Raw genomic sequence first — 14208 nt, 5'->3', positions numbered from 1 at the left:
CCTGTCAACCACTTATCTTTCTATTGTCCGGGCCAATACCGCCCCGGCAATGAGTCCCCAAACGGGTGCGCTGATATGGAGAAAGCTTATGCCTGACAAAGTGACGATGAAGGCTGCGAGCGCGCTTAGCCGGTAGCGGTTTTCGGAGAAGCCCATTTGCAGGCTGGAATGCAGGACGCCGATCAGAGCGAACCCGGCCAGCAATGAAACGAAGGCCTGCGGAAGCGATTGGATAAAGGGCACGATTTTCCAGGCAAATATGCCAAAAACAATCGTAATAGCACCTGAAACAACAGCTCCCATATACCGCTTTTCCTTAGGCCCTGAATCCGGCCCGGCACAGATGGCGCTCATCATGCCGGCGATATTGGCACACTGGCCGCCAAAGAAGCTGGTGATTATGGAGAAGGCGCCGCTTGACGAGACGATTTTACGAATAGGCGGCTTGAAATCCTCACTTTCCAGTGCCCCAATTCCTGGCGCAGCGTCATTGCTCAATATCAGCATCGCAAGCGGCAGGGCAATCGTCACAAACCCCATCCAGCTGAATTCCGGTACTTGAATAGATGGCAGGAAATAAGCAATCTCCTTAGCCGGATTTAAATCAGCTGTCAAATACAATACCGCAAAGGCAATCGCGACGGCCGCGAGCACAGGCGGGAACTTCTTCACATATCTCGTAAAAAGCAGAAAACTGATTAAAGCCGCTCCCCCGATAACAGGCATTTCCTGGATGGCCGGTACGAGCTTCACGACATAGCCGGCAACCAATCCGCCAAGCATGGATGCGATGACTTCTTTCGGCACCCAGCCAATGATTTTTGTAAACAGCCCTGAAATGCCAACCAGAAAAATCAGCAGCCCGGACATCACATACCCGCCTATCAGTTCCGGATACGAATATTGGGCAGTCACAGTCGCCAAAAAGGCCGCTCCAGTAATCGAATGCCCTCCTGTAATGGGAATCCTATATAGAAGCGGCAGGAGGATGCTGTATACACCCCCGAAAAAATAAACCGCAAACATCCAGTTAATCGTCTGCTGATCAGTAAATCCCCCTGCTGACGCAGCCTGTAAAATGATCAGGGCCGGCCCCGTCATAACCAGTGTGCTTGCAATGATTCCAGATGAAATGTTTTCCGCTGTCAGATCCCTTAAGAACGAACCCTTCTGTACTTCTTGACTGTATCCGCTATGCCTTTCCTTCGGCAAACCCATTTTTCCTGCCCCCGACTTCCGATTATTTTACTTACTATCATGATTTTAAATAAGGTAATTGTCAAACTATTTCGCATTCAGAAGTTTTGACAAAAAAAGGACCTCCTAAGAGGCCCCTAACTCATTCCGATTAAAATAAACATTTAAGACTTGCTTCAGGGATTGATCGATCTGCACCCATTCATCCAGCTTATAGGTATTCAGCACTTTTGCCAGGTTTGGCTTAATGCCAATCAATTTGATGATGCTGCCTGTCATGAAGTTGAGTGTTTTAAGCAGCTGGGTGAATTTCTCAATGCCTTTTCCTTCAATTTCCCCAACCGCCGTCAGATCAAAGAGAATTTCTTCATATTCGCCGGCAAAAACGGCTTTGAGACAGCTTTCGGAAATAACGTTTATTTTATCTGCTGTAATATCCCCAAATAAAGGAATCATGCAGAGCGTTTCCGACAGCGGAATAAACGGCCCGGACAGCTGATTTAAGCGGATCAGCACCTGCTCCAGCTCTTCTTTTTTCTCCAGAAGTTCAAAGTCTGTTGAGGACAGGCGCTGCTGCAGCTGCATCAGCTTATCCATCAAGTTTTCATTAGAGCCGTCTTTTGGCAAGAATAGCATATTGGCATAATCCTCGCTGTCCCATTGAATATGGACCTCAAATAAAGATAGCGGTGTTTCCCTGGTCTTCATATTCAGTTCCAGCTTCACAGGATCCAGCCCAGGCTCCCAGCTGTACTGAATCAGCTTTTCTATGCTTTCCTCATCGATGATTCCTTTTAAATGCCCCTCGCTCAGGTCAAAGCTTTCCCGTGCTATGCCAGAGTAGCTTACTATTTTTCCGTTCCTGTCAGCTTTTAAAAACGCAAGCGGAAGCGGCTGATCAAAATATTGCATTTTGCTGTCCTCCCGCTTCATTGTTTTGCAGCCATTCCTTTGTTTCCGGCAAATCCTTTAGAATGACCGTATGATCGGAGCAATAAGGAAGCAGGTCATACTTCCCGGCTAAGCGCCCGCCAAGAAGAACAGCCGGCTTATGCGTCAGCTTGGCAAAGGCTTCGGCATATTCCTTCAGCTTCGGCAGGTGATAGACGATGCTGACCGATAGACCGATTACACTCGGCTTCCAGTCCTTTGCCGTTTTCAGTGCATATTCCAAAGGAAGGCTCGGGCCAAAGTACTTTGTCTCCCAGCCGTGCTCTTCAAAAAGGCTGTTGACCATTTTCAGGCCAATATAATGCTGTTCCCCATCCAGGCAGAGAAACATGGCTTTTTGGTTTGATTGTCTTTTTTCCTGCCGGTATGCGAGCTTTGAGAGGACAAAATCACATGTTGCTGTTGCCAGATGTTCATCTGCCACAGTGATTTGATTCGTCTCCCATAGGTGGCCGATGTGCTGCATCGCAGGTGTAATCAGATTTTGATAAACTTCAAGGCGCGATAGCTGCGGTTGCTTTTGAATGTTCTCCCAAACTTTCGCAGAATCACCTTGAAGCAATAAGGAAGCGAGTGTTTCAGCGTGGTTCATCTTACACTCCTCCCTTAACAGGTTCACCTTTCAAAACAGCAATGGCTTCCGCCAGATAAAGATGGAATCTCTCTGCCTTTTCAGGAGAATCGTTATCTTCAGCCAGCACAGCCTGAATGATTTCGAAATTGTCGATCAGATGCCGGGTATTCATCCCATGCTTCTTTAAAATGCCATCAAGCCATACGGCATAATCAGTGAAAAAAGCAGATTGGTTCAGCTCATACGCTGTCTCGAGATGCTTCATATGATGATGGTTATCTTCGCGGCACTTCTCTTTTCCTTGTTCGCCAAACCGCTCCAGCAGGAAAGGCTCGCGTTCATAGATCTTTTCGGTTACATGGTTTACGATCTTTTCAAAGCTCACTTAGCCACCACCTTGAATTGCGAAACTTTTGGAACCACTGCTGCCAGTTCCTGATCCGGATACTTTTTCTCTAAATCATGGATTCTCTTAAAATCCTCGCTGCGAACCCAATTTAAATAATTTTCCTTTGTATCAAAGATGAGCTGCACCGTCAGTTCGCCAGGGCGCTTATCATTCTGCAGCAGCAGAAAATCGATAAACCCCTCCGCCTGATCGACCGACCGCGAGCGATTTTTATATATGCTAATGACTTCCTCCGACTTTTCGTCGGGTACGTCAAATGTTGAAAAGACTGTATACATGAACTCTCCTCCAAACTTGGGAGTTTTCTGTTTTTTTTTCAGTATAACATACTGATTGGGATTGTCATTTTGGAAGGGTTATAGGGAATGGCTGAAGTTTTTTGTTTGCTGGAGGAATAACTGAAGCTTTTTCGTCGTTATTTTGGATGATTAACTAGCATTTTCTCGCTGCTCTCCACATTTTCCTCTATAATCCGGTTGATTAGCTACCATTTTCTCTACTCTCTCCACGTTTTCGTCGTTAATCCGGTTGATTAGCTACCATTTTTCTACCTCTCTCCACGTTTTCGTCGTAATCCGCTTGATTAGCTACCATTTTCTCTACTCTCTCCACGTTTTCGTCGTTGATCCGGTTGATTAGCTACCATTTTCTCTACTCTCTCCACGTTTTCGTCGTTAATCCGGATGATTAACTACCATCTTCTCTCCTCTCCCCACTTTTCGTCCTTAATCCCCCTTCTTCTCAGCCTCAAGCCCGATGCCAAGATATGTCTCTGGCTCGTTATGACTCGAGTTAATCCCGGTTAAGATAGTATTTGTAAGAATTGTTAAGTTTTTCCTGCAAACAAGATCATATTTTGCCGAATTAGGTCGGTCGAATTATTGGAAAATTAAAGAAAGAGCAGTTATTAATACCTATTTTCCTCTGTATAAATAGGTCTTGGGTGCAAATTTTCACTATTAGGGAGTAAGGAGACTGTTTATGAAATTATTAAAAATGATTGTGCAGAGAAAGATTTTGGTTGCCCTTATGACGGTGCTGATTTTGGCCATCGGCAGCTTTTCCATTATCGAATTGGATAAAGAGCTGATGCCGCCGGTAACGATGGATGGCGCTTATGTGGAGGTCAATGCCGGTGAAATGGCAGCTATTGAAGTGGAGCGATCGATAACCAACCCCCTGGAGCAGCAAATCAGGGGGATTGAGGGAGTAGAATCGGTTGACTCCACATCGGCGATTGGACGGAGCTCACTTCAAATTACGTTTGAACAGGGTCGGGGCGATGAACTTTTTAAAGAAGTAGAAACGGCTGCAAACGCCGCTAAAGGTGAGAATGCCGCGATCACGGATGTTACTTCAGGGCAGTATGGGACCACGCAAAGCTATGAATTCTATATGGATGTATCCGGCGGCAGCATGGAGGATATGACCGCTTTTGCCAAAAAGGTTCTTGAACCGCGCCTGGAAGCAATGCCGGAAGTCCGCGACGTATCGCTTGCAGGAGTTCAGGAGCACGAGGTAATCATTGAACTGGACCGCAGCAAATTGGCTGAAAAAGGGCTGGATTCTACAGCTGTGATTGGTGCGATTCAGCAGGTTAACAGCGAAGCCACACTGGGAGAACTCAGCAGGGATGCCAGCTCTCCTTCCCTCCGCTGGAATACGAAGCTCGAAAATGTGGAGGATGTACAGAATATTAAAATCCCATCACCAAATGGATTTGTTGATTTGAAAGATGTTGCAGATGTTCAATTTCAGCCGATTGAAAGCTCATCGTTCGTCTGGAAAAACGGAACAAAGGATTTCATCTTTGTCCAGGTTGGCCGTGCTGCTAATGCCACACAAATTGAAATGGCAGCTGCGGTCCGCGATGAAGTGAAAAACATCCGCGAAGACGGGCTGGTAAAAGGCTTTGAGCTGAACGAAATGGTGGCACAGGCAGATTATGTGCAGGAATCAATTGATGGCGTGACCGGCAACATTTTAACCGGCGGCGTCATTGCCATTGCCATTCTTTTAATCTTTTTGAGGAATGTAAGGGCCACCTTTATCATCGGACTGTCGATCCCCACTTCCATCCTTCTGACGTTTACGGCGATGTGGGTTTTTGATTACAGCTTTAATATCCTGACCCTGATTGGGCTTGGCCTGGGGATCGGGATGATGGTGGATTCTTCGATTGTCATCATTGAATCCATCTATCGAAAAAAGGAACAGGGACTTGGCAGGCTTGAGTCCGTTTTGGAAGGAACGAAAGAGGTTTCATCAGCAGTTATTGCTTCGATGCTCACTACGATCGTGGTATTCCTGCCGATCGGCCTCATTGGCGGCGATGTGGGTACATTCATGATCATGCTGTCTGCAGTTGTAGCCATTACACTCATCAGTTCGGTTATTGTCTCGTTTACTTTGATCCCTTCGCTTTCAGAAAAATTGCTGAAACTGCCCAAGCCGAAGAAGGAGCGCAAAGAAGGGCCGATTATGCGCCTTTATAGCCGGATTGTGGCCTGGACCATCCGGAAAAAGCGGTACAGTTTTGCAGTCATTGCGATTTTCTTCCTGATGTTTGCCGGTTCATTAACGCTTGTGACGAAAATTCCGATGACGATTATGCCGGATATGTTTAACCGCTACACAGAGCTGATGGTTGACCTGGAAACAGGTATTTCTGTTGAAGATAAAGAAGACATCGCTCAAGGAATCAATCAGAAACTGCAGTCGATTGAAGATGTAGAGTCCAATTATGTCATGGACAGCGGCGGCATGTTCTATGCAATCATCAATATGACAAAAGGCGATGACATTTCAAGAGAGCAAAAAGATGTCAATGAAGATATTATGAAGCAACTTCGCAGCCTATCGGATTCCCTTCCGGTTAAAAATGTCCAGAGTGCGATGTCGGCTGGCGGCGGATCACCGGTCCAGGTGAATATTACGGGCGAAGATTTTGCAGATCTGCAGAAGCTTACCGGTGATTTTTCTGAGGAGCTCGAAAAGATTGACGGCATCGTCGGTGTGACCAACTCAATGGAGCGTACGTCTGAGGAGCAGGTTGTTGTATTAAAAGAAGAAGCGATTGAAACGGCAGGCTTAACCCAGCTGCAAATCAGGCAGTTTATTGAGCAGGCGTTCATGGAAATGCCTGTCGGGGAAATGTCCATGAATGAAGAAAATGTGCCGCTTGCCTTGAAATGGGCTGAGAAGACAGATTCCAGGTCAGATCTTCTGGATTTAAAGGTTCCAACTGCCCAGGGCGAGAAAGCATTATCTTCCTTTATTGAATTGAAGAGTGTAGATACACCAAATGAAATTTCCCATCATGACGGGGAGCGCTTCATCTCCATTTCTGCTGATATTGAAGGCAAGGACCTTGGTGCCGTGAACCGGGATGTCCAAAAGCTGATCAATGATTTTGATGCACCTGCTGGCTATAGCGTGGCAGCTGCCGGGGATCTTGAACAGCAGCAGGAATTAATCATGGATATGGTGTTTGTTTTAGCAATTGCGATTTTCCTTGTGTACCTGGTGATGGCTGTCCAATTTAACCACCTTGGCCATCCGCTGATCGTCATGTCTGTCATTCCGATGACCATCGTCGGGGTCATTCTCGGTTTGTTTCTGACACAGATGGAGCTTAGCGTAATGTCAGGAATGGGAATTGTGATGCTGATTGGGATTGTGCTCAATAACGCCATCCTGCTGATCGACCGTACGAATCAGCTCCGCCTGGAAGGCTTCTCTGTTGAAGTGGCCCTTCTGGAAGCAGGCAAAAACCGGATCCGGCCGATATTCATGACTACCCTGACAACGGTTGGCGGAATGCTGCCCCTTGCCCTTGCATCGGGAACTTCCGGCAACTATCAGGCGCCAATGGCAACGGTCATTATTTCCGGCCTGCTGTTTGCGACCTTTATCACGCTGCTGCTGATCCCGGCGGTTTACCGCTTGTTCACCACATCCAGCCTCCGCTTTGGCTGGCTGAAGAAAAAGCAAGAAAAGAAAAGCAGCGATGTTAAAGTGATTCCTGAGACCATTAATTAACATACTTCCGCCCCCTCAAATACTGAGGGGGCTTTTGCGGATTTTCAAGCACTATGGACAAGGGCTCTTTCCTTCTGTTTTTTCCTTCATATATTAGTAGGAGAGAAAGGAGTGAATCCCATGTGCCAATATTGTGTTGAAGAATATTATTATAAGAAGAAAGTCTGCTGCAAAAAGAAGGACAAACATGAACATCACGGCTGTAAGAAATGCACGAGTGATTTTAAACCTCACTGTCCCTGTAAAAAATGCTCTGATGAGCATAAAAGATGCTCCTGCCAAAAATGCTCACCGGAAATTCATCATTGCCCTTGCAAGAAATGCTCATTCGAACACCTGCATTTTTGCTGCTGTAAAAAATGTTCCCATAGATATGACTATTAATCCAGTAAAACAGCGGCCAGCTTTGCTGACCGCTTACTTTATTTTTTCTGCCGCACGCTTTAAGGAAACCATTAAGAGGCGGACGCCAAGAAAAAAGATGATAAAACCGATGAAGGAATAGGTGTGCTTCCAATTGATAAGGACAAACATATTCAAAAAGCTGAATAACGGTTCAAAGATATAAGCAAACAGGATTCCAAGGCCTACCGCTGCAGCTGCATAGCTTTTCCACGTATTAAAATACTGATAAATCAGCATTCCCGATATGGGTATCACCACAAAATCTGCAGGCACTAACGGCGGAATAAAATGGAACAGCTTATCCGGATATCCCCACAAAATAAAGTTCAATCCTACAACATCAAGAAAACAGGCGAAGATTGCACATAGCAGCCCGAAAGCAAGTATTTCAAAGAACCGGCCCTTATCCACCAGCCTCCACCAAATAAAAAACGGCAAAATGCTCGCAGCCAGCAGCAGCCACCAATTAAAGCTGAACAAATCCTCATTCAGCCAATGCTCAAAAGAAACATCTCTTAACTTTTCCCTTAGGTTTTGCTCATCTTTATATGAAGGAATGCGGCTCATCTCATCACCTGCCTGCCCGAGTTGGTATCATGTTATTCATCTTTCCCCATGCAGTGAGTTACATACAGTAAGCCGATGGTTTTAGTGAAATATTGGCGGGTTAGTGGGATTGCATAAATATTCTGCTGGCGGGCGCAATTATGGTGGGGATGGCGCAATTGTTGATTGAATCGGCATATATTTGGTGTGATGGCACAATTACAAGTGATGCATACGCATTTAATTGGGCGGAAGTTGCGGGTCGGCGCACATATTGGATGAAGCGGCGCATATCTGGCATGATTGCGCATTTACTGGTGATGTTGACGCATTTTACTGGGCGAACGGCACTATCACGTTGCGGGTCGGCGCACATATTGGATGAAGCGGCGCATATCTGGTATGATGGCGCATTTAATGGTGATGTTGACGCATTTTACTGGGCGAACGGCGCAATCATAATGCAGAATAACGCAATGATCCCCGCATAAAGTTTTCACACAAAAAAGCAGCTGGCAGAGCCAGCCGCTTTCATTTCTATTGCTGTCCAGTATAAATGTTAATCGCATCTCTTAAAAACTCGGCCGCACCTGGGCGAATTTTATCATAATAGGCTTTAAACCTTTCATCTGCCACATACATTTCCGCAAGACCGGCGTGGGCCTCTTTGCTGTATTCACTCCAGTAGAAAGTGATCCACTGCTTGTGCAGATCGGCTGCTTTTTGTGCAAGCTCGCCTGCCGGATCGCCAGTTTGCATGGCTTCGGCTAGAGCAGTGTTCACCTCTTCAGCCAGTTTCGTTACGGCCTCATGCTCCTCCTGGGTCATGTTCATGAGTTTGGCATTGGATTTATCAACCGTCTCATCACCATATTTCTCACGGATTTCTTTTCCGTATTGTTCCTCATTATCTTCAATCATTTTCTTTTTGAATCCTTCAAACTTCTCTTTGTCTGACATGGTCGTTCTCCCTTCAGCTGACGCTATGGTTTTTTCTACATTCGTAATAAGCAGATCGAGCTGCTTTCTTTTCTCAAGGAGTTTCTCGCGGTGCTCCTTCAGTGCATCGGCAGCATCGAAAGCGGGTGCTGAGATAATTTCCTTAATTTGATCAAGGCTGATGCCAAGTTCTCTGTAAAACAGAATCTGCTGCAGTCTGTCAACTTCCTGCTGGCCATAAATCCGGTATCCTGACGAATTGGTTCTTGCCGGCTTAAGAATGCCAATTTCATCATAATACCTGAGGGTTCTCGAGCTGACCCCGGCCATCTGCGCAAGCTTCTGCACTGTGTATTCCATGCGATTGCCTCCTCTCAAGAAAAGCGGAAGCGCCTTGCACAGTAAGACGAAAATACTGGTTAGGCGCTGCAGCTAGACATTGAAAAATCTAGAAAGTACTTTCTGTTTATTACGATACACCTTTACGCAGCGTGAAGGTCAAACACTTTTTATAAAAAAATGATTAATCCAGCTTTTTAATCAGGAGAGCTGCGGTCGTCTTGGAAATTCTGCATCCTTCCAGGTCTGACTCCTTAATCAATCCCAGATCCACAGCGGATTTTATTTTCCCTTCATCAGGTCGCTTTTGAATCAGGTCGAGAAGATTCAGCTCCTCCAGTTTGCTGACAGTTGGAGCGGGGTCGAATTTTTCTGTCCTTCTAATCTGCCTCTGCAATTTGTAGCTGCCAATCTTCACTTCTCCTTTTTCATTCTGTCCCACTGCTGTATCGAAATACTGGTGGAACATGTCTTTAAGTTTATCGAGTTCGGCTTCCAAATCTTTCTTCCTGCGGTTCAGCTCATCAAAACGGACCAGCATCTCTTTTGTAATCATGTGGATCGCCTCTTTTCTTGGATGATATTTCATCTTATTTTGGAAGAGGGAGATTTATGCATAAACAAAGAACATATGTTCCTGAATACAAACACAAAAGATTTGGTGTAAAATGGAATTAAATAGGAGGGGACATGATGCTTTTAAACATTTTTTGGGGAATACTCGGACTTTATGTATTGCTATCTCTCCTGATCCTGCCGATGCAATACCGCTATTTAACCGCTATAAAAAAAGAAGAAGCCAAAAATAAGGCGAAGGGGAAAAGACAGGGAGAAATGTATGACAATATGAGAGCAGGCGAACTGGTTCTGCATGAAAACATTCAGGGAAACCCGGTTTTTTTTCTGGCTAATTTCCTGGCATCGGTTATCTATCGGATTAAGCATTGACCGGTTTCCCGGATAAGATTTAGATTTCGCGTTTATATTGAAAATTTCGCGATTAAGTACTCAAATAGCCTGGCGCGCTTCCGCCAGGCTTCTCTTTTTACTGCAATTCTTCCAGCGCAATTTTCTGATACGCTTTAAAAATGGAATCACAGAACACATCCCATTCTTCAGCCGCTTCCATGGAAGCTTCGCTGACTCCCCCGCACACCGGTCGCTGGAGCAGATCTGTCAGCTGCTCGGCAAATCGATCAATCGTTGCCTGAGATGCACCTTCCAGCACGTTCGCAACAAAATCAGCTGGCGGATACCAGTCTGTCACTCTCTGAATATCGCGGTAAATTTGCGTCAGCAGCAGATTGCGCGGGCCTTCCCACTGTTCATTGACGACAATATCGCGGAAAATGCGCGGCAGTGAGGAGAATTCCTCCATGACGCCATGGCCGGCAAAGACGGAGATGGCATCGCGCAGCACCTCTGCTCCTTCGTTTGTTGCACAGATTTTCTGCAGAAGCACAAGCTCCCTCAGGTTAAACAGCTGTTTTCTCAGTTCAATTGGCTGATCAACCGGAATACCGGCATTCAGCGGCTGATCAAGAAGCAGGAATTGATCATAGATTTTAAAAGCGCCTGCCGCTGTGCGGTGTGCAGCGTTTTCAATTTTCTTCAGTGTTCTCGCTGATAGCGGATAATCTTTTACCTTTTTGCCAAAAACAGTCCGGAAATTGCCATACAGACTGGCTTCACGTGCTGCCCGGAGCATGAATCCTGTGCAGGCAATGCCAATTTCAAGGCGGGATAGTGTCAGGACGATACCGACCGCAACGGCCACCCCTTTTCCTGCCGGGCCAACCGGATAAGCAAGAGCCCCATTATACAGGAATTCCCCTGTCGGAAGCTCGGCCGTTCCCATTTTCCACTTGATCCGGTTGATTTCATACCCATTGCGTTTTTCTTTTTCTTTATCTCCCGGAAGCCAGGACGGAACAATAAATGTCGATACTTTATCAGTGCCGGAAATTTTCGCAGTGACCACCGAATAGTCGGCATGGGCAACCGAACAGAAAAATTTATTGCCGTAGAGGCGATAGTTTTTTCCATCTGGAACAGCCTCAAGTACATTGGCAGGCAAATCCGATCCTCCCTGGATTTCTGTCATGAATTGGGCCCCTATCGCAAAGTCCCCACCCAGCCCCTCTTTCGTATGCTGTAAAATTTGCTCCAGCTCTGGAATATCTTCATTCGGATATTGTTCAAGGAGTGCAATTAATCCAATTGTGCATGTCAGCGGGCAGGCGACACCGGCTTCCCCCAGCTGATGTATCAGCATCCGCTTGGCAAAACTTTCCCAGGCTGGCATTTTGCTTGAAAAGAGACCTGTACTGAACACTTCTTTTTCCAGCTGATGTGTTTCCATTGGACGGATGACACGGTCAATGCGGTGATTGAAGGCATCAAAATGAAGCAAATACGGACGGACTTCCGGCCTTGCCGCTCTTTCTGCAAGGGTGCTCCATCTGGAAGAAACAGCAGGAGAAAAATGCTGCAGCTCAATATGTATCTGTTCATATTGTGAGCCTGCATATTTCTTTAAGACCTTTTGCAAAAATGGATCATCATTATACCAATCCAGATTGCTGCGCTTCTCTAAAAATTCATCAAATGTGTATGAATTCTTTCCTCTTATCTGCTGGTCCTGGGAAGTTATCGTCATGGAAAAATCACTCCTTTTTTGATTGACAAATACTAATTTTCAGAATTATTATAAAACCAAGCTAACGTTAACGTCAACTAGGAGGATACATAATGACAGCAGAAAAGATTTTCACCATCAGCGAGCTTGCGACGATGTTTGACATCAGCTCAAGGACGATCCGCTATTACGAGGAAATTGGCATGCTGACTTCGGAAAACCGTGACAGCATGACTAAACAGCGCAGCTATACGAATCGTGAGCGCCGGCGGCTGAAGATGATTCTGCGCGGAAAAAAACTAGGCTTCAGCCTTCAGGAAATCAAGGAAATGATTGATCTTTATGAATTAAATCCGGAAGGTGAAGCGGAAAAAAGCAGGATTATTGCATTCGCTGACAGCAAGCTAAAGGAAATTGAAGAGCAGATCATGCAGCTGCAGATGCTGCGGGAAGACATTCTGACTTACAAAGAAAAGTATGAAAACAGCCGGGTGAAAACATAAAATTATTCATTTAAAAGGGGCTGAGCTAAGTGGGAGCAACGATTCACGGAGTATTGGAGAGAAATGCAAGGAAGTTTCCTGAAAAGGACGCCTTTATTACGGCGTCGAACCGCCTTACTTACGCAGACATGAACCGTACATGCAACAGACTGGCACGATATCTTCAGGGTGAAGGTATCCGGCGGGGTGACCGGATTGCAGTGATGTCCCGCAATAATGAGCACTTCTTTTATGCTTTTTTTGCCTGCATGAAGATCGGCGCCATTCCAATGCCGATGAATGTCCGTCTGACACCGAAGGAATTGGGGGCTATTTTTCAAAACGCGAGTGCTGCAGGGGTTCTGTATGAGGATGAGCTTACTGAAACGGTGACAGCATTAAAAGACAATTTGAATTTCTATGTTTCGATTCAGGATGCGGTTGAGGCTTCAGTTCATCTTTCTGACGGCAATCTTGATGTGCCAATTGATTCACGGGATGTCTGCGAGATTCTTTTTACATCCGGAACAACCGGTACGCCAAAGGGAGTTGTGTTTAACCATGAACGCATACTTTCGATTGCCGCCGCGGTTTCGGTTAATTTCAGCTTATCGCATTGTGATTCCATGCTTACCCTAATGCCGCTCTCCCACTCTGCTCCTTTGAATACTTTTTTCATGAGCGGGTTTTACTGCGGCGCCTCTCATGTAATTGGGGACTTTACGCCTAAAGGGTTCCTGAACTGGATTCAGCAGGAAAAGACGACCTTCTCATTTGCGGCTCCGGTTGCCTATTTGCTTGCGGCAAAGGATCCGGATTTGGCTTCTTATGATTTATCCAGCATGCGTGTTTTTGCATATGGCGGCGGTCCGCTGGCACTTGCCTCCTATCATCATGTAAAAAAAGCATTTCAGAACGAAAACTTTTATCAGGTTTACGGGTTGACGGAAGCGGGCCCGAATGGAATTTTATTATATCCGGAAGAGCATCTGGAAAAGGCGGGAAGCATCGGCAAAAATCCGACGGTTAATATGGAAATCCGGGTCGTCCGTCCGGATGGCACCGATACGGCTCCCAATGAATACGGCGAGATTCTTCTGACAGGTGACAGCCTCATGCTGGGGTATGACAATAACCCGGATGAAACAAATGCCGCGATGAAGGATGGCTGGCTCTATACTGGCGATATTGCCTATCGGGATAAGGATGGCTACTTTTACATCGTCGACCGTAAAAAAGATGTCATCATCTCGGGCGGCGTCAACATTTATCCGCGTGAAGTCGAAGAAGTACTCGCGAAGCATGACGCGGTTTTGGAATCCTGTGTGGTCGGTGTGCCGCATGAAGAATGGGGCGAAACCGTTAAGGCTGTTGTCGTGCTGAAGGGAGATGCTTCAGAAGAGGAATTGCGCGCATTTGCGGCTGAACATCTGGCTGAGTTTAAATGTCCGCGGATATATTCCTTTGTGGATGAATTGCCGCGGAATGCGAGCGGGAAGATTTTGAAGCAGCAGGTAAAATTGGTGCATGCTTAATTGTATTGGGGATCAGGAGCTTAGGAAGGCGCCTGGTTCTTTTTTTATGGAGGATTTATGGCGGCCGTTTTTCTGGCTCTGGCTCCTTTTTCGGCTTCATGAGAGCTTCATGGAGACCATTTTTCTGGCTCAGATGCCTTTTTCGGCTTCAT

At 46.1% G+C, this 14208-nt stretch carries 14 protein-coding genes; 5 read left to right on the top strand and 9 right to left on the bottom strand.

The genetic code is table 11. The features are described 5' to 3' along the window. Positions 1–12 precede the first annotated feature (12 nt). The 5 genes from NR125_RS22315 to NR125_RS22295 form a co-directional block, all read right to left on the bottom strand. Positions 13–1218, bottom strand: a complete 1206-nt coding sequence (locus tag NR125_RS22315; RefSeq protein WP_019382655.1) for a benzoate/H(+) symporter BenE family transporter — start codon at positions 1216–1218, stop codon at positions 13–15. A gap of 105 nt (positions 1219–1323) precedes the next feature. After that, positions 1324–2109, bottom strand: a complete 786-nt coding sequence (locus NR125_RS22310; RefSeq protein ID WP_256816145.1) for an STAS domain-containing protein — start codon at positions 2107–2109, stop codon at positions 1324–1326. Then, positions 2096–2740: a cobalamin B12-binding domain-containing protein gene (locus NR125_RS22305; protein WP_019382657.1), complete on the bottom strand. Its 645-nt coding sequence runs from the start codon at positions 2738–2740 to the stop codon at positions 2096–2098. The genes NR125_RS22310 and NR125_RS22305 overlap by 14 nt, the downstream gene beginning before the upstream one ends. Position 2741: 1 nt before the next feature. Then, positions 2742–3107: a globin family protein gene (locus tag NR125_RS22300; RefSeq protein ID WP_019382658.1), complete on the bottom strand. Its 366-nt coding sequence runs from the start codon at positions 3105–3107 to the stop codon at positions 2742–2744. After that, positions 3104–3409: an antibiotic biosynthesis monooxygenase family protein gene (locus tag NR125_RS22295; protein ID WP_009335090.1), complete on the bottom strand. Its 306-nt coding sequence runs from the start codon at positions 3407–3409 to the stop codon at positions 3104–3106. The genes NR125_RS22300 and NR125_RS22295 overlap by 4 nt, the downstream gene beginning before the upstream one ends. A gap of 703 nt (positions 3410–4112) precedes the next feature. Here NR125_RS22295 and NR125_RS22290 point away from each other — a divergent pair. Then, positions 4113–7172 (top strand): efflux RND transporter permease subunit, encoded by a 3060-nt coding sequence (locus NR125_RS22290; RefSeq protein ID WP_256816144.1) that lies wholly within the window; start codon positions 4113–4115, stop codon positions 7170–7172. A 417-nt stretch (positions 7173–7589) separates the two neighbouring features. On the opposite strand, the gene NR125_RS22285 is transcribed toward NR125_RS22290, so the two are convergent. Beyond that, the gene (locus NR125_RS22285; protein ID WP_009335093.1) at positions 7590–8144 is read right to left on the bottom strand and encodes a CBO0543 family protein; all 555 of its coding nucleotides are present in this window, start codon (positions 8142–8144) and stop codon (positions 7590–7592) included. Between the two features lie 149 nt (positions 8145–8293). Here NR125_RS22285 and NR125_RS22280 point away from each other — a divergent pair, with 149 nt between their 5' ends. Further along, complete coding sequence (locus NR125_RS22280; protein WP_256816143.1) at positions 8294–8614, top strand: hypothetical protein; 321 nt, start codon at positions 8294–8296, stop codon at positions 8612–8614. 46 nt (positions 8615–8660) lie between these two features. Here NR125_RS22280 and NR125_RS22275 read toward each other — a convergent pair whose 3' ends face one another. Next, entirely contained in the window at positions 8661–9422 is a 762-nt protein-coding gene (locus NR125_RS22275) for a MerR family transcriptional regulator (RefSeq protein ID WP_009335094.1), read from the bottom strand. A gap of 163 nt (positions 9423–9585) precedes the next feature. Continuing rightward, complete coding sequence (locus NR125_RS22270; RefSeq protein WP_256816142.1) at positions 9586–9957, bottom strand: hypothetical protein; 372 nt, start codon at positions 9955–9957, stop codon at positions 9586–9588. Between the two features lie 137 nt (positions 9958–10094). Here NR125_RS22270 and NR125_RS22265 point away from each other — a divergent pair, with 137 nt between their 5' ends. Then, positions 10095–10349: a DUF3949 domain-containing protein gene (locus NR125_RS22265; RefSeq protein ID WP_019379354.1), complete on the top strand. Its 255-nt coding sequence runs from the start codon at positions 10095–10097 to the stop codon at positions 10347–10349. Between the two features lie 97 nt (positions 10350–10446). Here the strand turns inward: NR125_RS22265 and NR125_RS22260 are convergent, their stop codons facing one another. Then, on the bottom strand, positions 10447–12060 hold the full coding sequence (locus NR125_RS22260) for an acyl-CoA dehydrogenase family protein (protein ID WP_256816141.1): 1614 nt from the start codon (positions 12058–12060) through the stop codon (positions 10447–10449). 92 nt (positions 12061–12152) lie between these two features. Between NR125_RS22260 and NR125_RS22255 the strand changes: the two genes are divergently transcribed. Both NR125_RS22255 and NR125_RS22250 read left to right on the top strand, forming a co-directional pair. Beyond that, positions 12153–12542 carry a MerR family DNA-binding protein gene (locus NR125_RS22255; protein WP_256816140.1) on the top strand — a complete coding sequence of 130 codons (390 nt, stop codon included), beginning with the start codon at positions 12153–12155 and terminating at the stop codon, positions 12540–12542. A 29-nt stretch (positions 12543–12571) separates the two neighbouring features. Then, positions 12572–14056: a class I adenylate-forming enzyme family protein gene (locus tag NR125_RS22250; RefSeq protein ID WP_256816139.1), complete on the top strand. Its 1485-nt coding sequence runs from the start codon at positions 12572–12574 to the stop codon at positions 14054–14056. Positions 14057–14208 lie beyond the last annotated feature (152 nt).

The sequence above is a fragment of the Cytobacillus sp. Bac17 genome (genome assembly GCF_024519925.1).
GTDB classification, from domain to species: domain Bacteria; phylum Bacillota; class Bacilli; order Bacillales; family Cytobacillaceae; genus Cytobacillus; species Cytobacillus pseudoceanisediminis.
This window is presented reverse-complemented; position numbering and strand designations above follow the sequence as displayed.